The following is a 20,493-nucleotide window of genomic DNA, read 5'->3' on the forward strand; positions in this document are numbered from 1 at the left end:
GGGGGCGGCAGCAGTGAGCGAACTGATCAAGCTGACCGCGGCGGAGCTCGCCGCGAAGCTCGCCGCGGGCGAGGTCTCCTCGGAAGAGGCGACGCGCGCCCACCTCGACCGCATCTCCGCCGTCGACGGCGCGCTGAACGCCTTCCTCGCGACCGACGCCGACGCCTCGCTCGCAGCGGCGCGCGAGATCGACGCTCGCCGAGCCTCGGGAGAGGTCCTCGGTGAGCTCGCCGGTGTGCCGCTCGCCGTCAAGGACGTGCTCGTGACCACCGACATGCCCTCCACCTCGGGCTCCAAGATCCTCGAGGGGTACCGCTCGCCCTACGACGCGACCGCGGTCGCCAAGGCTCGCGCGGCCGGGCTCGTCAACATCGGCAAGACGAACATGGACGAGTTCGCGATGGGCTCGTCGACCGAGAACTCGGCCTACGGCCCCACCCGCAACCAGTGGGCGGCCGACCGGGTGCCCGGCGGCTCGGGCGGCGGTTCGGCCGTGGCCGTCGGCGCCTTCGAGGCCCCGCTCGCGCTCGGCTCCGACACCGGCGGCTCGATCCGCCAGCCCGCCGCCCTCACCGGCACCGTCGGCGTCAAGCCCACCTACGGCGGCGTCAGCCGCTACGGCGCGATCGCGCTCGCCTCGTCGCTCGACCAGATCGGCCCGTGCGCCCGCACCGTGCTCGACACCGCGCTGCTGCACGACGTCATCGCCGGTCACGATCGCCACGATTCGACGTCGCTCGACTTCGCTTGGCCCTCGATGGCCGAAGCCGCTCGCCGAGGCGCCGATCCCTCGAGCCTCGCGGGCCTGCGCGTGGGCGTCGTGAAGCAGCTCATGCTCGACGGCCTGCAGGCCGGGGTGAAGGCGCGCTTCGACGAGGCCCTCGCTCTGCTCGCCGCGCAGGGAGCCGAGATCGTCGAGATCGACGCTCCCCACTTCGAGTACGCCGTCGCCGCGTACTACCTGATCCTGCCCGCCGAGGCCTCCAGCAACCTCGCCAAGTACGACTCCGTGCGCTTCGGCCTGCGGGTCGCGCCCGAGGGCGGCGGCACGGTCGAGAGCGTCATGAGCGAAACCCGCGCCGCGGGCTTCGGCGCCGAGGTGAAGCGCCGCATCATCCTCGGCACCTACGCGCTCTCCGCCGGGTACTACGACGCCTACTACGGCAGCGCGCAGAAGGTGCGCACCCTGATCCAGCGAGACTTCGCGAGCGCCTTCGAACAGGTCGACGTGATCGCGTCGCCCACCGCGCCCACCACCGCGTGGCAGCTCGGCGCCCACGGCGGCGACCCGCTGCAGGACTACCTCAACGATGCCACGACGATCCCCGCGAACCTCGCGGGCATCCCGGGGCTCAGCCTGCCCATCGGCACCGCGAGCGAGGACGGCCTGCCGGTCGGCCTGCAGCTCATGGCGCCCGCCTTCGAGGACGCGCGGCTGTACCGCGCCGGCTCCGCGATCGAGAGCCTCATCGCCGAGCGCGACGGCTCGCCCTTCTGGGCGCAGGCCCCCTCCCTTGCAGGTGCTTCGACCGGAGAGGCGGCGAACTGATGGCCAAGACCAAGCTGATGGACTTCGAGAAGGCCCTCGAGCTCTTCGAGCCGGTGATCGGCCTCGAGGTGCACGTCGAGCTCAACACCCGCACGAAGATGTTCTCGTCGGCGCCGAACGCGTTCGGGTCCGACCCCAACACCAACCTCACCCCCGTGTGCCTCGGCCTGCCCGGAGCGCTGCCCGTGATCAACGAGCAGGCGGTGCGCAGCTCGATCAGCCTCGGGCTCGCGCTCGGGTGCGAGATCGCCGAGGTCTCGGGCTTCGCCCGCAAGAACTACTTCTACCCCGACATGGCGAAGAACTATCAGATCTCGCAGTACGACGATCCCATCGCGTACGACGGATCGGTGGAGATCGAACTCGCCTCGGGCCGCGTCGTGCACGTGCCCATCGAGCGCGCCCACATGGAGGAGGACGCGGGCAAGCTCAACCACGTGGGCGGCTCGACCGGCCGCATCCAGGGCGCCGAGTACTCGCTCGTCGACTACAACCGCGCAGGCGTGCCCCTCGTCGAGATCGTCACCCGTCCCGTCTTCGGCGGCGAAGCCGACACTCCCGAGATCGCAGCGGCCTACGTGGCGACCATCCGCGAGATCGTCATCGCGCTCGGCATCTCCGACGCCCGCATGGAGCGGGGCAACCTGCGGTGCGACGCGAATGTCTCGCTGCGCCCCCGCGGCAACGAGGGCGCCGGGATGTCGGTGCTCGGCACCCGCACCGAGACGAAGAACGTGAACTCGCTGCGCTCGATCGAGCGGGCGGTGCGCTACGAGATCCAGCGCCAGGCGCAGATCCTCGCCGACGGCGGCTCCATCACGCAGGAAACGCGCCACTGGCACGAGGACACGGGCGAGACCTCGCCGGGTCGGCCCAAGAGCGACGCCGACGACTACCGCTACTTCCCCGAGCCCGACCTCGCGCCGCTCACCCCGTCGCGCGAGCTCGTCGAGGAGCTGCGGGCCGCGCTGCCCGAGCACCCGACGCTGCGCACCCGACGCCTGAAGCAGGAGTGGCAGTTCAGCGCACTCGAGTTCCAGGACGTGGTGAACGCGGGCCTGCTCTCCAGCATCGAGGCCACCGTGAGCGCCGGCGTGCCGCCGCAGACCGCCCGCAAGTGGTGGACGGGCGAGATCGCACGCATCGCGAACGAGCGCTCGGCAGTGCCCGCCGAGCTCATCACGCCCCAGCAGATCGCCTCGGTCGTGGAGCTCGTCGACGCCGGCACGCTCAACGACAAGCTGGCCCGACAGGTCATCGCTGGCATCATCGACGGCGAGGGCACGGCGGCCGAGATCGTCGAAGCTCGCGGGCTCGGGATCGTCTCCGACGACGGCGCGCTCATCGAGGCCGTCGACGCGGCTCTCGCCGAGCAGCCTGACGTGCTCGCGAAGATCCGTGACGGCAAGGTGCAGGCCGCGGGAGCCATCATCGGCGCCGTCATGAAAGCGATGCGCGGCCAGGCCGACGCGGCCCGAGTGCGCGAGCTGGTACTGGAACGCGCGAAGTAGGCGCTCGGGGCGTTCGCCTCGTGCGCGCCGCACGTGGCGGCGTCGCGCGGGGTGGATCGAGCGGCGGCGGCGACGCAGCACCCGCGCCGCCGACACCGAAGAAACGAGAGGCCCTCACCGGGCAGAGAGGCACCGCACATGTACTTCATCGTGGTGAAATACCAGGTCAAGCCCGAGTTCGCCGACGTCTTCATCGAGCACACTGCCGAGTTCACCGAGGCCACCCGCGCCGAGCCGGGCAACCTCTGGTTCGAGTGGTCGCGCAGCGTCGAGAACCCCGATGAGTTCGTGCTCGTCGAGGCCTTCGCCGACGACGAGGCCGCGAGCGCCCACGTGGGCTCCGAGCACTTCCCGAAGGGGCTCGAAGCGATGCGACCGCTGCTCGTCAGCACCCCGAAGATCGTGTCACGCAAGGTCGAGGGCGCCGGTTGGGACGAGATGGGCGAACTCAGGATCGACGGCGGGGCCTGACCCCGTCGAGACCCCAGCCCTGACCGGTCGCCCCGGGAGCGCACTCGCGCCCCGGGGCGAACCGCTCTCCGCGCGAAGCGCCCGGCGACCGTCTGAGCGACTCCGAAGCATCCCCGCATAGACTCGGCGCAGCGGCGCGAGCCGCGCCATCGGAACCCGCACCGTCCCCGAGGAGGCACCGCATGTCAGACACCGCCGCACCATCAGACGCCACCGGTTCGCACGAGAGCGAGCACTCGACCAGGGGCTCGTACGTGACGAGCGGCGCCGAGTTCAGCCGCGACACGAACTACATCGAGGACCGCATCGTCGCCGACCCCGCAGCAGTCCGACGGCTGCCCGCCCCGCCGCCCTCGAAGATCGGTTCGCTGGGATACGGCCTCGGCGAGGGAGCCGAAGCGTGGCCCGTCGAGCCCGGGCGTTACCGGCTCGTCGCCGCCAACGCCTGCCCCTGGGCGAACCGCACCGTCATCGTGCGCCGGCTGCTGGGCCTCGAGGACGCGATCTCGCTCGGACGGCCCGGACCCACCCACGACGCGCGATCCTGGACCTTCGACCTCGATCCCGACGGCCGCGACCCGGTGCTCGGCACGGAGCGTCTGCAGCAGAACTACTTCGCGCGGTTCCCCGGCTACCCGCGGGGGATCACGGTGCCCGCCATCGTGGACATCCCCACCGGAGGGGTCGTCACGAACGACTACCCGCAGATCACCCTCGATTTCTCGACGCAGTGGCGCGAGTTCCACCGCGAGGGCGCGCCGAACCTGCTGCCCCGGGATCTGCTCGACGAGATGTGGCCCGTGATCGAGCGCGTCTTCACCGAGGTGAACAACGGCGTCTACCGCTGCGGCTTCGCGGGCAGCCAGGAGGCCTACGACGCCGCCTACGCCCGGCTCTGGGACGCGCTCGACTGGCTCGAGCAGCGTCTCTCGCCCCGCCGCTACCTCATGGGCGGTACGATCACCGAGGCCGACGTGCGGCTCTTCACCACGCTCGCGCGCTTCGACCCCGTGTATCACGGCCACTTCAAGACGAACCGCAGCAAGCTCGCCGAGATGGAGCACCTGTGGGGGTACGCGCGCGACCTCTTCCAGACGCCCGGCTTCGGCGACACGATCGACTTCGTGCAGATCAAGCAGCACTACTACATCACGCACGAGGACGTGAACCCCACGAGGATCGTGCCGGCCGGCCCCGACCTCGGCAACTGGCTCGACCCGCACGGGCGAGAGCGTCTCGGCGGCGAGCCGTTCGGCGACGGCACCCCGCCCGGCCCGGTGCGCGAGGGGGAGCGGATCGCCGCCGGCCACAACCCGCTCTACCAGCTGTAGCCGAGCGGAGCCAGTCGGCCCGGCGGCGGGTCGACTCGCCGGTCGGCCCCCGGTCGACCCGCCGGCCGGCCGGCATCACCGCGCCGGCGCGGGGCGGCATCCGCCCCGCGGCCGCACCTCCCGCGCAGACGAAACCGGGGCGGCGGGATCTCTCCCGCCGCCCCGGGGCACCGAGGTGAGTCGTGCCTGCGACGCTTACTTGACGTCGTCGTCGACCCAGTCCATCGACTTGGTGACGGCCTTGCGCCAGTTGCGCAGCTGGCGGTCGCGGTCGGCGTCCTCCATCTCGGGCTCCCAGCGGCGATCCTCCTGCCAGTTGGCCGACAGGTCGTCGAGGCCGTTCCAGAAGCCCACTGCGAGGCCGGCCGCGTAGGCGGCGCCGAGCGCGGTGGTCTCGGCGACGACCGGGCGCACCACGGGCACGCCGAGCACGTCGGCCTGGAACTGCATGAGCGCGTTGTTCGCGACCATGCCGCCGTCGACCTTGAGCTCGGTGAGGTCGACGCCCGCGTCGGCGTTCACCGCGTCGAGCACGTCGCGGGTCTGGAAAGCGACGGCCTCGAGCGCGGCGCGGGCGATGTGGCCCTTGTTCGCGTAGCGGGTGAGCCCGACGATGGCGCCGCGGGCGTCGGGGCGCCAGTAGGGGGCGAACAGGCCCGAGAAGGCGGGCACGATGTAGACGCCGCCGTTGTCAGGCACGCTCGCCGCCAGCTCCTCGACCTGCGGCGCCGACTCGATGATGCCGAGCTGGTCTCGCAGCCACTGGATGAGCGAGCCCGTCACCGCGATGGAACCCTCGAGCGCGTAGTGGGTGGGGCCGTCGCCCAGCTTGTAGCCGACGGTGGTGAGCAGCCCGTTCTTCGAGCGGACGATCTCCTCGCCGGTGTTGAAGATGAGGAAGCAGCCGGTGCCGTAGGTGTTCTTCGACTCGCCCGCCTGGAAGGCGGCCTGGCCGAAGGTGGCGGCCTGCTGGTCGCCGAGGATGCCCGCGATGGGGGTTTCGCGCAGCAGCGACGAGTCCTCGGCGTGGCCGTAGACCTCGGACGACGACTTGATCTCGGGCAGCATCGAGCGCGGCACGCCGAACACCTCGAGGATGTCGTCGCGCCACTCGAGGGTCTCGAGATCCATGAACAGGGTGCGCGAGGCGTTGGTGACGTCGGTGGTGTGCACGCCGCCGTCGACGCCGCCAGTCAGGTTCCACAGCACCCAGCAGTCGGTCGTGCCGAAGAGCAGGTCGCCGGCCTCGGCCGCCTCGCGCGCGCCCTCGACGTTCTCGAGGATCCAGACGATCTTGGTGCCGGAGAAGTAGGTGGCGAGCGGCAGCCCGACGATCTCCTTGAAGCGGTCGGTGCCGCCGTCGGCCGCGAGACGGTCCACGATGTCCTGCGTGCGCGTGTCCTGCCACACGATGGCGTTGTAGACGGGCTTGCCGGTCTTCTTGTTCCAGACGACCGCCGTCTCGCGCTGGTTGGTGATGCCGATCGCGGCGATGTCGTGCCGGGTGAGGTCGGCGCGTCCGAGGGCGATGCCGATCACCTCCTGCACGTTCTGCCAGATCTCGGTCGCGTCGTGCTCGACCCAGCCGGCCTGCGGCATGATCTGCTCGTGCTCCTTCTGCCCGACCGAGATGATGGATCCCGACCGATCGAAGATGATGGCGCGGCTCGAGGTCGTGCCCTGATCGATGGCGATGACGTACTTGGACATGGAGTTCCTTTCGAAGCGGCGATGCGGCGATGCGTCGCCGTGGTGTGAGGAGGGGCCGGCCGCGGGCCTCCGCGGCCGGCCCCTCCGTTGAGATCGGTGCTATGCGGGCCGGGGCAGCCGCCCCGGCCCGGGTGGTGCTTACAGCGAGAGCAGAGCGGGCGCTGCGAAGGCCGCGATCGCGCCGCCGACGAGCGGGCCCGCGACCGGCACCCAGGCGTAGCCCCAGTCGCTGCTGCCCTTGCCCTTGATCGGCAGGATCGCGTGCGCGATGCGGGGGCCGAGGTCACGGGCGGGGTTGATGGCGTATCCGGTGGGACCACCGAGGGAGGCGCCGATGCCGACGACGAGCAGGGCGACGGGGAGGGCGGTCAGCGGGCCGAGGCCGCCGGGCACGCCGACGTTGACGTCGCCGTAGTCGGCGAACGCGAGGATGATGAACACCAGCACGAAGGTCGCGATGACCTCGGTGACGAAGTTGGCGCCGTAGGAGCGGATCGCGGGGCCGGTCGAGAACACCCCGAGCTTGTTCGCCGCCTCGGGCTCGTCGTCGAAGTGCTGCTTGTAGGCGGCCCAGCAGAGGATCGCGCCGATGATCGCGCCGACCATCTCGGCGGCGAACGCCACGAAGAACATCGGTGCGTCGATGGTGCCGGCGATGAGCAGGCCGATGCCGACGGCGGGGTTCAGGATCGCGCCGGAGTAGGCCGAGGCCAGCACACCGGCGAAGACCGCGAGGCCCCAGCCCCAGTTCACCATCAGGAACCCGCCGGCGTTGCCCTTCGTCTTCGCGAGGGCGACGTTCGCGACGACGCCGCAGCCGAGCAGCACGAGCAGGCCCGTGCCGACCATTTCGGAGAGGAAGTACAGTCCGAGATTAACGTCCATAGTTGTCTCCATTGACCTTTCAGATGTGCATCTCCCGTCGCCACTGCGGCGTCGCGGAGGTTGTGAGAGAAAGAAGTGAATTGCGAGAGCCGGGGCTTCCGGCCCGATGGGGAAGCGGATCGCTCACCCGGCGATGAATGAGCCTCCCTTCGAAGCATCGATGCGATGTGCTTCACGCAGCAGTTCGATCGTGCGATCCACCTCTGCCGCGATCGTACCCTCATTCCAGCCCAGAGCGGGAGCGATCGCCTCGGCCGCGGCGCGCACGCGCTCCTCGGTGAGCCCGCCGACGAAGGCGATCGAGGTGCGGCGCAGCAGCAGATCGTCGAGGTGCACGACCTGCTCGGTGGTGGCGAGATGCTCGAGCTCCGCGGCGGTGTAGCCGGGCAGCTCGGGCAGTTCGGGATCTTGCTCGGGCGTTGCGGCGAGCACCTCGGTGGCGCGGGTGCCGTAGCGGTCGAGCAGCACGGCGACGCGGCCGCGATCGCGTCCGTCCGAGTGCGCGGCGAGCCAGCGCAGGCGGGAGGCCGCGTCGACGGGATAGCCGTCGCCGCCGCCGACGGCGAGCTTCTCGGTGCTCACGCGGCGCTGCTTGCCGAGCTGCGCCATCGCCTCGTTGGTGAGGTGCTCGGCGAGGGCGCGGAACGTGGTCCATTTGCCGCCGACGAGGCTGAGCACGGGCGTGGAGCGGTGGTCGGTGGCGACGATGCGGTAGTCGCGCGAGACGAAGCCGGGGGCGGTGTCGTCGTGGCGGGGCAGCGGACGGATGCCCGAGAAGGAGTAGACGATGTGGGAGCGGTCGACCGCGATCTTCGGGAAGACGTGGTGCACGAGGTCGAAGAAGTAGTCGACCTCCTCCTCGGTGCAGACGACCGGCTTCGCGGGATCCGCGTCGATGTCGGTGGTGCCGACGAGCACGCGGTTCTTGAGCGGGTAGATGAGCACGATGCGCCCGTCGGAGTGCTCGAAGAAGATCTCGCGCCCGCCGGTGGCGGCGAGCAGCTCGGGGTGGTCGAGCACGATGTGGGAGCCCTTCGTGCCGCCCATGTAGCGGGTGGTGTCGCCGAGGGTCTCGTTGGTGATGTCGGTCCAGGGGCCGCTCGTGTTGAGGATGAGGCGGGCCGAGAAGTCGAACTCCTCGCCCGTGATCTCGTCGCGCAGCCGCACGCCGTTCTCGGCGCTGCCGACGGCCGGCAGGTAGTTCGCCGCGCGGGCGCGGTCGCCGCCCGCGAGCAGGCCGTCGTTCAGCACGTCGAGCGCGAGGCGCTCGGGGTCGTGCATCGAGGCGTCGTAGTAGGTGGCGGTGTACTTGAGGTCGGGGTTGAGCTGCGGTAGCTCCTTGAGCGACTGGGTCTTGCCGAGGAAGCGGTGGCGGGGCACCCGGCCGCCCCCGCGCGAGAAGGTGTCGTAGATCATCAGGCCGATCTTGATGAGCGCCGCGCCGCGCTCGTTCGGCTTGCCGCGTCCGTGCGTGACGAGGAGGCGGAAGGGCGCCGAGAGGATCCCCGAGAAGGTGGAATAGATCGGGATCGTGGTCTTGAGTGGGCGCACGTAGTGGGGGGCGTTGCGCACGAGCCGGTTGCGCTCGGCGACCGACTCCTTCACAAGGCGGAACTCGCCGTTCTCGAGGTAGCGGATGCCGCCGTGCACCATGTGGCTCGAAGCCGACGAAGCGCCCGAAACGAAGTCGCCCCGTTCGACGAGGGCGACGTCGATGCCCTGCAGAGCGAGATCGCGGAAGGTGGCGATGCCGTTGATGCCGCCGCCGATGATGAGCACGTCGGCATGGGGGCGGGCCCGAAGCTGCTCGACCGAGGGGCGGGTTGAAGCTGAGCGCTCGTTCATTTCCAGAACCTTTCGAGACTGTTTCGGCCAGAATGCTCCACTTCTGAACTGAATTGCAAAGTACTTGCACATATGTGCAGAATGGTGACGGATCGGAGGCGTGACGACATGGCCGAACGGCAGAGTCCTGCGAAAACGCGCGACGCGCTGCGAGCGGCGCAGCTCTACTACCAGCAGAACCTCACGATGGAGGCGATCGCCGAAGGCCTGAGCGTCTCGCGATCCTCCGTCTCCCGCCTGCTCACGCACGCCCGCGCGACGGGCCTCGTCGAGATCCGCATCCATTCCCCGCAGGAGGCTCGCTCCCGCATCGAGCAGCGCTTCTCGGAGCGGTTCGGGATCACGGCGCACGTCGTGCCGGGGTCGGAGCGGCAGTCGGAGAACGAGCGCCTGGAGCGCACGGCCCAGGCCGCCGCGCAGCTCATCGCGGCCGCGGTCGCGCCGCGCACCACCATCGGAGTGGCGTGGGGATCCACCACCAGCGCGGTCGCGCGCAGCCTGCCACGCAAGCCCACCGCCGAGACCCGCGTCGTGCAGATGAACGGCGCGGCGAACGGCCGCACCACCGGGGTTTCCTATGCGACCGGACTGCTCGGCGGCTTCGCGGGCGCCTTCTCGGCAGAGGTCTACGAGTTCCCGGTGCCCGCCATCTTCGACGACCCGACCACCCGTACCGCGCTCTGGCGCGAGCGCGCCGTGAGCCGCGTGATCGACCTGCAGGCCGCGGTCAACCTCTTCGTGTTCGGCCTCGGCTCCCGCATCGGCGACCCCAGATCGCACATCTACTCCGGCGGATACCTCGGCAACGACGATCTGCGCTCACTCGTCGATCAGAGCGTCGTGGGCGACTGCGCCACGGTCTTCTACCGGGCCGACGGCGGCACCGACGGGATCGCGATGAATGAGCGCTCCAGCGGGCCCCGCTTCGACGTGGTGCGGCGCATCCCGCAGCGGCTCTGCGTCGTATCGGGGGCGGCGAAGCGCGACAGCCTGCGCGGCGCCCTCGCCGCGGGCATCATCACCGACCTCGTCGTCGACGAACGGCTCGCCCGGCAGGTGCTCGCCGCCGACAGCGCGGGCTCGTGAGAGGATGACGGGCATGAGCGGGGGAGCGGGCGACACGGGCTCGGGGCGGCCCGGCGGCGCTCGGAGCACCGCGTCGATCCTGCACGTCGACATGGACTCGTTCTTCGTGTCGGTCGAACTGCTCGACCGGCCCGAACTGCGCGGACTCCCCGTCGCCGCGGCGCACGACACCGCCCGATCCGTGGTGTCGAGCGCGAGCTACGAGGCCCGGCGGTTCGGCGTGCGATCCGCGATGCCCGTCGCCCGGGCCAAGCAGCTCTGCCCCCAGCTGATCCTCGTCGCCCCGACATTCGAGAAGTACCGCCGCGCCTCCCGGCAGGTCATGGCGGTCTTCGAGGAGTTCACGCCGCTCGTCGAACCCCTCAGCATCGACGAGGCCTTTCTCGACGTCGCAGGGTCCGTGCGCCTGTTCGGCGAGCCGGCCGAGATCGCCCGTCAGCTGCGTCAGCGGGTACGGGAACGCACCGGCCTTCCGGCCTCCGTCGGTCTCGCCGGCACCAAGTTCGTGGCGAAGCTCGCATCGCAGCGCGCCAAACCCGACGGCGTGCTCGAGATCCCGCCCGCGCGCACCCTCGAGTTCCTGCACCCGCTGCCGATCGAGGCGATGTGGGGTGTGGGGCGCGCCACGTCGAGAGCCCTGCAGGCCCGCGCCATCCACACGGTCGGCGACCTCGCCCGCGAGCCGCTGTACTCCCTCGAACGGGTCGTCGGCGCGGCGAACGCCCGTCGCCTGCACGAACTCGCGAACGGCCGCGACGCGAGACGCATCGAGACCTCCCGTGCGGAGAAGAGCATCGGGCACGAGGAGACGTTCGCCACCGACGTGCGCGACACCGGCACCCTGCAGCGCGAGCTGCTGAGGCTCGCGACGCGGACGGGCGAGCGGCTGCGCGCCGCCGGAGCCGAGGCCCGCACCGTCTCCATCAAGGTGCGGTGGGAGAACTTCGACACCGTCACCCGCTCCCGCACGCTGCCCGAGGCCACGAACTCGTCGCAGCGCATCTACCGCACCGCCGTCGAACTCTTCGAGGGCCTCGGGGCGGCGGGCCGCCCCGTGCGGCTCATCGGGGTGCGGGCCGAGCAGCTGCTCGCCGCGGGCAGCGACATCGCGGCGCTGTGGAGCGAGGACGACGACTGGCGCGCAGTGGACCAGGCCGTCGACGAGGTGCGGGGCCGTTTCGGCGCCGCCGGCGTGCGGCCCGCGAGCCTGCTCGAGGAGCGGGGCGAGGTCGTCGACCCGCGTGCGCTGCAGGCGCCCGACTAGGGGGCGGGGACGCGCCGGTCCGCATCGACTCGAGTCGTCAGAACGGGTCGTCGTCGGTGTCGTCGTGCTCGGCGTCGCCGGGATCGGCCGCCATGATCGCCAGCACCGACTCGAGGATCGCGGCGAGCCAGTCGAACACCATGACGGTGCCCCGCGTCTCGTCCTCGTCGAGCAGCGAGGCGTGATCGCCCGCGGTGTCGAGGCCGATACGCGCGGCGATCGCGAGCCGCAGCGCGGTCAGCGTGCGCGCCCAGGCCGGAAGTTCTGCGGCGGGAATGTCGACCTCCACCGTGCGCTCCTCGTGGGGCATGCCGCCGAGGCCGAGCGCCGAGGTCAGCTGCATCGCGTCCTGCAGCTTGCGGTTGAGCAGGCCTTGCTCGGTGACCCGGCGGAACGCGCCGGCGTCGTCGTCGTCCTCGTACGCGTCGGGGAAGAGCCGCGCGAGAGCCGGATCGTCGGGAGCCTCGTCGGACCCGCCCACCTCGAGGCTCGCGAACAGCGGATCCGGGTCGAGCGCGGTGCTGCTGTGGCTCTGCAGCAGGTGGATCAGCTGTGTCACCAGCTGATCCAGCATCGCGGCCTCGTCGTGCTCCAGCAGCAGCCGCAGCCCGCCCTCCTGCAGCGGCAGCAGTCTCATGCGTCGCCCGCCTGTCTCACCGTGGCCCACAGCCCGTACCCGTGCATCGCCTCCACGTGCATCTCCATCGCCTCGCGGCCGCCCTCGGCGACGACGGCGCTGCCTCGATGGTGCACTCGCAGCATCAACTCCTCGGCATGATCCCGATCGAAGCCGAAGTGCGTCTGGAAGACGTACGCCACGTACGACATCAGGTTCACCGGGTCGTCCCACACCACCGTCTGCCACACGGGCTCGGCGGCGACCTGTTGGGCCTCCCGCCGCTCGGCTCCGGTGCTCGTCGCGCCCATTGTGACCACCGGGGTCAACCCCACCCGAGTTCGTGGATGCGCTGCTCGGTGATGCCGTAGAAGTGCGCGATCTCGTGCACGAGGGTGACGCGGATCTCCTGCACGAGTTCGTCTCGGTCGCCGCAGTGCTGCAGCAGGTTCTCACGGAACAGGATAATGCGGTCGGGCTCCTCGCCGTAGCCGTACACGCCTCGCTCGGCGAGCGAGAACCCCTCGTACACGCCGAGGATGTCGCTGCCGTCGATCGGCCGATCCTCGACCAGGAAGATCACGTTGTCGAGCTGCTCGAGCATGTCGTCGTGCAGCGAATCGAGGCCGTCGGCGACCATCGATTCGAACTCCTCATGCGACATCTCGAGCATGTTTTCACCCTGCACAGAAGCGCTGACCCGCGCGTGGGAGATTCGTGCGCGGCGGGTCTCGGCGCCCGATGTGGGGATCCCGGTGTCCCGCGTCGCGGATCCCGGGGCCTCGTGGGCGGATCCCGGCGCCGCCTCCGTGCCGCTCCGCACCGCCTCCCGCACCGCACCGCTCCGCACCGATCCCTACCGCGTCGTGCCGCACCGATCGACGCTCGCGCACCCGCTGTGCGGGGTTCGGGGTGCCCGAGCGTCGATCGGTGCGTCGGTTTGGCGAAGAGGGGGCGCTATGGGCTATGATCGTGGGGTTGCCTCGTTCGCCCCGGTGAGCGCGGTCAGTATGGTGGCTATAGCTCAGTTGGTAGAGCACCGGCTTGTGGTGCCGGTGGTCGCGGGTTCAAGTCCCGTTAGCCACCCGGATCACAAGAACCCCTGTTCGTCAGGGGTTTTTGTGTTTGTGGCGCGTGTGCTGAGGCTATCGCCCATTCCCGGGGCGACACCGTCTCACGAGGTCGCGGTCGCTGCCGCAGCCGACCGCCAGGGACGCGGTCGAGCGGCACGGGCGCAGTCGACCGGAACGGGCGGCACGGGCGGCGCGCCCGCCCCGCCATCGCCGGTCGGTCGGCGGGGTCAGGATCGGCGGGCGATGTCCGCGAGCGTGTAGTCGGCGCGCGGGTTGAGGCCGACCCGCTGCCGTGCCGCGGCCAGCAGCAGGTGCCGCACGTGGGACGGCCGTCCGGCGCGCACGATGCGCGTGCGCAGCGCGTAGGCGTCGGTGTATGCGATGCGCGGGGCCCAGACCGGCGAGCGGCGACGGTTCGCGACTCCCGCGGTCAGGTGCAGGAACGCCTGAGCGCTGCCGATGGCCGACGCGGCGTCGACGCCGATCGAGATGGAGGGGAGCGGTGCTGGGGCCGCCCCGCCCTCTCCGGTCACGGCCTGCAGCGATCGCAGATCGGTGTATCCCGGGATGTACGGCAGGCAGCGCGAGAGATCGACACCCGTCTCGGCGATCTCGTCGAGCGGCGTGTCGGCGGTGAAGCCCATGAAGCGCTCGAACGTCCACGGCGACCGCGGCGCGAACGAGGTCACCTGCGCGGCGAAGCCCACGTTCATCACGAGCAGATCCGGGATGCCCTGCGCCCGAGCGCGACGCGCGATGAGCGTGCCGATCTCGGGCTTCGTGAGCTCCGACTCGTCGAGCACCAGCGAGGCGCCCCGCATGAACGGATCGATGTTCTCGGCGGTCACACCGTCGAGGAAGACCTCGACCTCGCTGTCGGGGTTGATGTCGAGCACGCGCTCCCGGAACACCTCGGCCTTGCGACGCCCGAACGACGAGGTGGTGGCGCCCTCCACCCGGTTGACGTTCTCGGGCTCGAACACCTCGGGATCCGCGATGCTGAACTTCGACACCCCCATGCGGGCGAGCTTGAGGCCCAGCTGGAACCCGTCGCCGCCCACTCCCGCGATCGCGACCCGCGCCTCCATGAGCGCTCGCTGCTCCAGCTCGCTCCAGAAACCGTAGTTCCGGGCGAACTCGGGGGAGGAGATGCTCCTCATCAGGCGGCCTGCTCGCGGCAGGAGCCGCCTGCGACGCGGCCGAAGAAGCTCATCGCCGGCTCCGCGGCGCGGTACCGGTCGACGACACCGCCCTCCCGGGCGTTCGCCAGCCGGGCGGAGGCGGGGATGTCGATCTCGATGGGCACGTTGTAGTCGAGGTAGTGCTCGACGTAGCGCGGCTCGCCGATCGCCGCGATCGCGATGATGCTCCTGAGGTGGCGCTCCAGCCAGGGCTCGATGATCGCGAAGGTGCGCTCGAGGCGATGGTTCGCGACGTACGCGAGCATGACCGCGAACAGGTGCCACTGCACGAGATCCTGCACCGCGGCCGACTCGTGGCGCGCGATGACGCGCGAGACCTCGACGCTCTTCGGGGTCAGCTCGCCCGGCGCGAACGAGTCGGGGCAGAACTCCTCGACCGGCAGCTCCTGCTCGCCGCGGATGATGAGGCGCGACACCCCGAGCACCCGTACGCCCGAGCGGTGGTTCTCGAACACGCCGAAGGTGATCGAGCGGGCGTCGTCGGCGTCGCGGTCGGTGCCGTCCGGCTGCAGCTCGCTCGCGTCGAGCTGGCCGGTCTGGTCGACGTACACCCGTCTGCGCAGTTGGAAGTGCGCCGCGTACTCCGCCTCCAGGCCGGGCAGGGGCGCTCCGTCGGCGGCGATCACGCCGCAGGCCAGCCGCGCGCCGGTGTTCTCGGCGAACAGCGCCGAGGCGACGACGGGGATCACTGCGTGATTCGTCACCGTGCGATCAATGCGTGACAATGGTCAGGACCTCCTGTGTGCTGCTCCGCCCCAACCGCGACGACCCGCTCATGCTTCCCCCGGACTCCGAACTCGAACGGCCCGGTCGAGGTTCTATTCTGCCCTATGCGACCGCATCGTCGTGGAAGACGCGGCCATGAAAAGCCGTGATGAGGCCGCCCAAATTGGTACGATGAAGCGACTGCGAAGTCGGAGAGAGGGGGCCGTCGTGCCTGAGGACAGTCGGAGCGAGGCGACCGGGCCGTCGACCGTGTCGGGTGCCGACGATGTGCGCACCAGGGTGCTGGTCAGCGCGACCCGTCACGTGGAGTCCGTGGGCCTCTCCCTGGGGCTGAGCGGCGCGCTCATCGAGCAGCTCTCGTCGGAGGCGGGAGTGACCGCCAAGCAGTTCTCGCGGGTGTGGCCGACCCCCGACGCGTTCCTCGCCGACCTGTTCTGCGAACTGGCGAATCAGGCCCGCGATGATCACGCCGACTCGCAGACACTGCTGAGCACTTGGCAGCACCTCAGCATGCGGGTCGACGAATTGCGGTCGGGCGAGGGGCGCCGCAGGGTGCTCATCGACATCATTCGCACCGCCGCGCAGTACAACTTCGACGTGGTGACCGCCTCGAACAAGTGGCGCACCTACGCCGCGCTCTCCACGACGATCATGTCGTGGCCTCACGCGGCGACCCGCACGCGGGTGATCGACGCGCTCAGGGCGAGCGAACTCGCCTTCGTCGAGACCATGGAGAGCTTCTACCGCAACGTGCTTCCCACCGTCGGGTACCGCCTGAAGCCCCAGTTCCACGGTGACTACCAGCCGTTCGTCGTCGCCGCGGCCTCGGTCATCGAGGGGCTCGGGATCGTGCGTGCAACGGTGCCCGCCCTCGTCGAGTCCCACTTCGACTTCGTCACCGATCGCGGCGACGAGACCTGGTCGGTGGCCGCGCTCGCCTTCGTGGGCGTGGTCGACGCCTTCATCGAGCCCGACCCCGACTTCAACGTGCAGGAGGCCGTCGCGCGGCTCAGCGGCGGCATCGACGTCACTCCCGACCCGGATCCCGACTCGGGGTACTGAACCGAGGCCTGTCATCGAGGGGGGTGGCGCCGGATGAGGTCGGAATCCGGATCCCGAACCCGATCCGCTACGCGTCGACGATGGCACCCGCCCCCGAGCGGCGCAGGCGCTTCATCGCCTGCTCGAACGAGAGCGGACGGCCGAAGTGGTAGCCCTGCGCGCTGCGCACGCCGAGACCCGTGAGCACCTCGGCCATCTCGTGCGTCTCCACGCCCTCGACGATCACCGTGTACCCGAGGTTGTCGCCGAAGCCCTGCAGCGCCTTGATGACCTCGCGCTGCCGCGCATCGTTGAGATCGTCGATGAGGCTCTTGTCGATCTTGAGGATGTTCATGGGGAAGTGCACGAGTGCGCCCACCGATGAGGCGTCGGAGCCGTAGTCGTCGAGCGCGATGACCACGCCGGCCGCCTGCAGCACCTCGGCGTCGCGCCGCAGCTCGTCGGTGACCGCGTGGAGCGAGCGCTCGTTAAGCTCGACGCAGAGCGAGATATCGGGGTGCGTGCGGGCCGCATTGCGCACGAACGGCCCGAGCTCGGCCTCCGTGATCTGGCCGAGCTCGAGATTGATGGTCATGCACCTGATGCCCGGCTCGACGCGGTGGAACTCGTCGGCCGCGTGGAGTGCCTTGGTGATGACCTGCCTCGTGAGCTCGTTCATGAGACCGAGGCTCTTGGCGCGTGCGACGAGCGAGGGCGGCGAGATGGGGCCGATCTCGGGATCGACGTATCGCACGAGCGCCTCGAACGCCCAGATCTCGCCGCGATCGAGGCTCACGATGGGCTGAAAGGCGACGAGCAGCCGATCCTCGCGGATCGCCCGCGCGACGATCTCGTTGGTGCGCGTCGATCGGTGGGAGGAGACGCTCACGCCGCTGCCCGAGGCCGGCCCGCCCCGGCGCCGCGAGCGCTTGACGTGCAGCATCGCACGGTCGGCGTCCTCGACGAGAGCCTGTGCGTCGAGTTCGCGGTGGCCCGAGAACGCGAGCCCGGCGCTGAGGGCGGGGCGCACGTGATGCCCCTCGATGATGAGCGGCTGGGCGACGGCCTCGATGATCCGGTCGGCCGACGCCTTCGCCTGCTCCAGATTGTCGAGGTCCGAGAAGATGATGACGAACTCGTCTCCGCCGACGCGCGAGACGAAGTCTCCGCCGCCCGCCTCCTCGCGCAGCCGCGCGGCGACGGCCTTGAGCAGCTCGTCGCCCGTGCGGTGGCCGTGGCTGTCGTTGAGCTTCTTGAAGTTGTCGAGGTCGATGAAGAGCAGCGCGATGCCCTCGTGGTAGGAGCGGTTCTCGTTGGCGTCGGTGAGTGCCCTCTGGAAGGCCCCGTAGTTCGGCAGCCCCGTCAGGGCGTCGCTGTTCGCCCGACGCTCGAGGGTCTCGACCTCGTGATGAGCGCGGGCCGTCTCGCTCGCCACGTGGGCGAGGGTGACGAGGGCGCGCTCGTCCTCGCGTTCGAACGGGGCGCCGCCGGCCTTCTGCGACGCGATCACATACTGCTCCCGCCCGAACTCGAGCTGCACCGGTGCGCCGATCTCATTGCGCTCGGGGCCCCGTCGCGCAGCTCCACCTGCTTGGCCTGCACGATGGTCTGCACCCGGCTCAGCAGGGCCGGGGCGAGCCCGCCCTCGGCGGTGACGCGGGGCAGCTCGACGGCCGCTTCCACGAGCGCGCTGAGTCGGCGTTCGATGCCCGCGAACCGGGTGCGCTGCGCGAACATGTAGAAGAGCGAGGCCGCGAGCAGCACGATGAGCGGCGTGAGGTCGGCCGTGGGATCCTGCTCGAGCCAGGGGATGACCTCGGAGTCGAAGTAGGCCATGGCGGTCGCCGTCGCGGCGACGACGAGTACGACCAGTCCGAGCCGCAGGGGGTCGATCGTGGAGAGGCGCACGCTGCGATCCGGGTCGGCGCCACTCCACTGCCGGGCGAACTCGCCGAGCAGGAACAGTGCGTAGTAGACGGCGGTCGCGGCGAGGAAGTCGAGCGGCAGCCACACCCCGAGGTCGATCAGCGCGGCCTGGACCAGAACGAAGGCGAGGGCCGCGACCGAGCTCAGGCCGGTCAGATAGAGCGCGTGCACCAGGTTGCGACGCATGAACGTCTGCGAGATCAGCAGACCCGTCGCCCAGATGGACACGTTGAGCAGGGTGAGCTCCTCCATCGGCGGCATCGCGAGCATCGCGATCGCGACGCCGACGAGAGGGAAGCCGGGGGAGCGGCCCACGTGCAGCTGGAGCGGACCGCAGATGATCACGCTCGCGATGACGGTGAGCACGAGCGTCCAGGACTCGGGCACCGAGCCGATCAGGCGGTAGACGCCGTAGCCGATGACGGCCAGAGCCAATACGACGAAGGGGGCGGCGAAGAGATTGCCCCGCCTCGTCGTATCCATGAGCCTGAACACTGGCCCTCCTCTTGATGTCCGCACACTCCACGCGGCTGTCGAGACGCGGCCGCTGCGGTTTCGCAAGGTCAATCATGGCACGCGGAGCGCGCGAGGGGAGTGCTTTCCGCAGGCCCGCGAACGGCGTTTCGCGTCGCGAGGCCGGTGATCGCCTGTGTTCTGCGGGGGCCTCGAGAATCTGGGGTTCGCCGCTGCGACGGAGTGTCACGCGGGCGGGTCGGCGAGGGGAATGCGGCCGCGCCGCCGTTTCGTCAGCAGGTGTCGATTACTGAGACGGCGTCTTGCGCCTGGCGAGAGAAGGACGCCACGCTCACCCCTGTTCGCACGCGGAGGGACGCCCCCGCCGATCCGGCGCTTCGAAGCGTGCGGCGACGGGGCGGAGGCGAGCCGGGCTCAGGGCTCGACGACGCCCTCGGACTGCTGCTGCAGGCCGTCGAGGATGGGGGCATACCGCGCGCTCGCGGTCTGCGCGAGGGCCTCGGACGCGGCCTTGTCGGGGCCGGGCCCCGCGACCATCACGGTGCTGCGGAAGTAGGCCAGCTCCTGGATCGACTCGGCGATGTCGGCGAGCGCGCGGTGGCCGCCGCGCTTCTCGGGAGCGCCGAAGTAGGCGGCCGGATACCAGCGGCGGCTCAACTCCTTGATCGTGGAGACGTCGATGCTGCGGTAGTGCAGTCGCTCGTCGAGCCCCGGCAGGTACTTCGAGATGAAGCGGCGGTCCATGCCGATCGTGTTGCCCGCGACGAGCGGGCGACGGCCGGGCGTGACGAGCCCGCGCAGGTAGTCGAGCACCTGCTGCTCGGCCTGCTCGAGCGAGAGGCCGTTCTCGATGCGGGGCAGCAGGCCCGACTCGGTGTGCATCTTGCGCACGAAGTCGTTCATCCGCGCCAGCGCCTCGGCGCCCGGGTTGATGATCGCCTCGAAACCGGGGTCGAGGGGCGTCAGTTCGAAGTCGGTCACGATGACCGCGATCTCGCACAGACCGTCCTGATCCACGTCGAGACCGGTCATCTCGCAGTCGATCCAGACGATCTGATCCGCTGGCACGTTCGACACGGTCGTTCCTCGTTCCCCGATGCGTAATTGCTCGTAGCTGGCTGCTCTGTGCGGTTCGGGATCGCCGATCCCGAACCGCACCAGTCTACCGCCGGCGCCGTGCAGCCCGCCCCTACACTGGTGCACATGGCAGTTCTTCCCATCGTGATCTCCGGCGAACCCGTGCTCCATCGTCCCGCGGCCCCCGTCACCGAGTTCGATGCCGGCCTCCGCACGCTCGTCGACGACATGTTCGAGACGACCGTGGCCGCGCCGGGCGTCGGCCTCGCCGCCCCGCAGGTGGGCGTCGGCAAGCGGATCTTCGTGTGGATGTACGACGACCAGGACGAGGCGCCCGCCGAGGGCGTCGCCGTGAACCCCGAGCTGTGGATCGCGCCGATCGAGCCCGGCCTGCCCGGCGAGGACGAGGTCGAGGGCTGCCTGTCGTTCCCCGGCGAGCGCTTCGCCCTGCGTCGTTCGCCGCGCGCGCTGCTGCGCGCGCACGACATCGACGGCAAGCCGTTCGAGGTGAGGGCGAGCGGGTGGTTCGCGCGTATCCTGCAGCACGAGTTCGACCATCTCGACGGCCTGCTGTACGTCGACCGGCTGGTGCACCCCGAGAACCGCGGGGCGCAGAAGGCGCAGCGCAGGAACGGCTGGGGCCGCCCCGGCCTGAGCTGGCTGCCGGGCCTCGACGACCTCGAAGGCTGAGCGCCCGCCCTCGCGG

19 protein-coding genes and 1 tRNA gene are annotated in these 20,493 nt (G+C 70.2%); 9 read left to right on the top strand and 11 right to left on the bottom strand.

All coding sequences use genetic code 11. The features are described 5' to 3' along the window. The first annotated feature begins 13 nt into the window (after positions 1-13). From gatA to Leucomu_RS06470, 4 genes are all read left to right on the top strand, one after another. Positions 14-1,549 carry an Asp-tRNA(Asn)/Glu-tRNA(Gln) amidotransferase subunit GatA gene (gene gatA, locus Leucomu_RS06455; protein ID WP_128386703.1) on the top strand — a complete coding sequence of 512 codons (1,536 nt, stop codon included), beginning with the start codon at positions 14-16 and terminating at the stop codon, positions 1,547-1,549. After that, on the top strand, positions 1,549-3,060 hold the full coding sequence (gatB, locus tag Leucomu_RS06460) for an Asp-tRNA(Asn)/Glu-tRNA(Gln) amidotransferase subunit GatB (RefSeq protein WP_128386704.1): 1,512 nt from the start codon (positions 1,549-1,551) through the stop codon (positions 3,058-3,060). Before gatA ends, gatB begins: the two co-directional genes overlap by 1 nt. A gap of 138 nt (positions 3,061-3,198) precedes the next feature. Then, positions 3,199-3,531, top strand: coding sequence for a putative quinol monooxygenase (locus tag Leucomu_RS06465; RefSeq protein ID WP_017884906.1), 333 nt, complete (start codon positions 3,199-3,201; stop codon positions 3,529-3,531). Positions 3,532-3,713: 182 nt separating this feature from the next. Continuing rightward, on the top strand, positions 3,714-4,862 hold the full coding sequence (locus Leucomu_RS06470; RefSeq protein WP_128386705.1) for a glutathione S-transferase C-terminal domain-containing protein: 1,149 nt from the start codon (positions 3,714-3,716) through the stop codon (positions 4,860-4,862). A 195-nt stretch (positions 4,863-5,057) separates the two neighbouring features. Here the strand turns inward: Leucomu_RS06470 and glpK are convergent, their stop codons facing one another. The 3 genes from glpK to Leucomu_RS06485 all read right to left on the bottom strand — a co-directional run bounded on the left by glpK (position 5,058) and on the right by Leucomu_RS06485 (position 9,302). Next, positions 5,058-6,572, bottom strand: a complete 1,515-nt coding sequence (gene glpK, locus Leucomu_RS06475) for a glycerol kinase GlpK (RefSeq protein WP_128386706.1) — start codon at positions 6,570-6,572, stop codon at positions 5,058-5,060. A 138-nt stretch (positions 6,573-6,710) separates the two neighbouring features. Next, positions 6,711-7,457 (bottom strand): MIP/aquaporin family protein, encoded by a 747-nt coding sequence (locus tag Leucomu_RS06480; RefSeq protein WP_017884909.1) that lies wholly within the window; start codon positions 7,455-7,457, stop codon positions 6,711-6,713. Between the two features lie 123 nt (positions 7,458-7,580). Further along, positions 7,581-9,302, bottom strand: a complete 1,722-nt coding sequence (locus Leucomu_RS06485) for a glycerol-3-phosphate dehydrogenase/oxidase (RefSeq protein WP_128386707.1) — start codon at positions 9,300-9,302, stop codon at positions 7,581-7,583. Between the two features lie 108 nt (positions 9,303-9,410). On the opposite strand from Leucomu_RS06485, the gene Leucomu_RS06490 reads away from it, so the two are divergent. Next, a complete protein-coding gene (locus tag Leucomu_RS06490) occupies positions 9,411-10,388 on the top strand; it encodes a sugar-binding transcriptional regulator (RefSeq protein ID WP_128386708.1) in 978 nt (325 codons plus the stop codon). Between the two features lie 13 nt (positions 10,389-10,401). Beyond that, entirely contained in the window at positions 10,402-11,652 is a 1,251-nt protein-coding gene (gene dinB / locus Leucomu_RS06495) for a DNA polymerase IV (protein ID WP_128386709.1), read from the top strand. 37 nt (positions 11,653-11,689) lie between these two features. Here dinB and Leucomu_RS06500 read toward each other — a convergent pair whose 3' ends face one another. From Leucomu_RS06500 to Leucomu_RS06510, 3 genes are read right to left on the bottom strand one after another with little or no spacing between them, the layout of a single operon-like run. Further along, the gene (locus Leucomu_RS06500) at positions 11,690-12,289 is read right to left on the bottom strand and encodes a DUF2017 family protein (protein ID WP_128386710.1); all 600 of its coding nucleotides are present in this window, start codon (positions 12,287-12,289) and stop codon (positions 11,690-11,692) included. Then, entirely contained in the window at positions 12,286-12,579 is a 294-nt protein-coding gene (gene clpS / locus Leucomu_RS06505; RefSeq protein ID WP_031290206.1) for an ATP-dependent Clp protease adapter ClpS, read from the bottom strand. Before clpS ends, Leucomu_RS06500 begins: the two co-directional genes overlap by 4 nt. A 14-nt stretch (positions 12,580-12,593) precedes the next feature. Then, the gene (locus Leucomu_RS06510) at positions 12,594-12,941 is read right to left on the bottom strand and encodes a metallopeptidase family protein (RefSeq protein ID WP_017884915.1); all 348 of its coding nucleotides are present in this window, start codon (positions 12,939-12,941) and stop codon (positions 12,594-12,596) included. 340 nt (positions 12,942-13,281) lie between these two features. On the opposite strand from Leucomu_RS06510, the gene Leucomu_RS06520 reads away from it, so the two are divergent. Next, positions 13,282-13,354, top strand: a tRNA-His gene (locus tag Leucomu_RS06520). A gap of 214 nt (positions 13,355-13,568) precedes the next feature. Here the strand turns inward: Leucomu_RS06520 and Leucomu_RS06525 are convergent. Further along, positions 13,569-14,501: a ThiF family adenylyltransferase gene (locus tag Leucomu_RS06525; protein ID WP_017884939.1), complete on the bottom strand. Its 933-nt coding sequence runs from the start codon at positions 14,499-14,501 to the stop codon at positions 13,569-13,571. After that, positions 14,501-15,247: a GNAT family N-acyltransferase gene (locus tag Leucomu_RS06530; RefSeq protein ID WP_128386712.1), complete on the bottom strand. Its 747-nt coding sequence runs from the start codon at positions 15,245-15,247 to the stop codon at positions 14,501-14,503. Before Leucomu_RS06530 ends, Leucomu_RS06525 begins: the two co-directional genes overlap by 1 nt. Positions 15,248-15,476: 229 nt before the next feature. Here Leucomu_RS06530 and Leucomu_RS06535 point away from each other — a divergent pair, with 229 nt between their 5' ends. Beyond that, positions 15,477-16,331, top strand: a complete 855-nt coding sequence (locus tag Leucomu_RS06535; RefSeq protein WP_128386713.1) for a hypothetical protein — start codon at positions 15,477-15,479, stop codon at positions 16,329-16,331. Positions 16,332-16,398: 67 nt separating this feature from the next. Here Leucomu_RS06535 and Leucomu_RS06540 read toward each other — a convergent pair whose 3' ends face one another. From Leucomu_RS06540 to orn, 3 genes are all read right to left on the bottom strand, one after another. Continuing rightward, on the bottom strand, positions 16,399-17,850 hold the full coding sequence (locus Leucomu_RS06540) for a putative bifunctional diguanylate cyclase/phosphodiesterase (protein ID WP_164884520.1): 1,452 nt from the start codon (positions 17,848-17,850) through the stop codon (positions 16,399-16,401). Then, positions 17,817-18,731 (bottom strand): hypothetical protein, encoded by a 915-nt coding sequence (locus tag Leucomu_RS15170; RefSeq protein ID WP_164884521.1) that lies wholly within the window; start codon positions 18,729-18,731, stop codon positions 17,817-17,819. The genes Leucomu_RS06540 and Leucomu_RS15170 overlap by 34 nt, the downstream gene beginning before the upstream one ends. 393 nt (positions 18,732-19,124) lie before the next feature. Next, entirely contained in the window at positions 19,125-19,787 is a 663-nt protein-coding gene (orn, locus tag Leucomu_RS06550) for an oligoribonuclease (RefSeq protein WP_128386716.1), read from the bottom strand. Between the two features lie 126 nt (positions 19,788-19,913). Between orn and def the strand changes: the two genes are divergently transcribed. Next, positions 19,914-20,477, top strand: a complete 564-nt coding sequence (def, locus tag Leucomu_RS06555) for a peptide deformylase (protein WP_128386717.1) — start codon at positions 19,914-19,916, stop codon at positions 20,475-20,477. Positions 20,478-20,493 lie beyond the last annotated feature (16 nt).

The organism is Leucobacter muris (genome assembly GCF_004028235.1).
Taxonomy (GTDB): Bacteria; Actinomycetota; Actinomycetes; order Actinomycetales; family Microbacteriaceae; genus Leucobacter; species Leucobacter muris.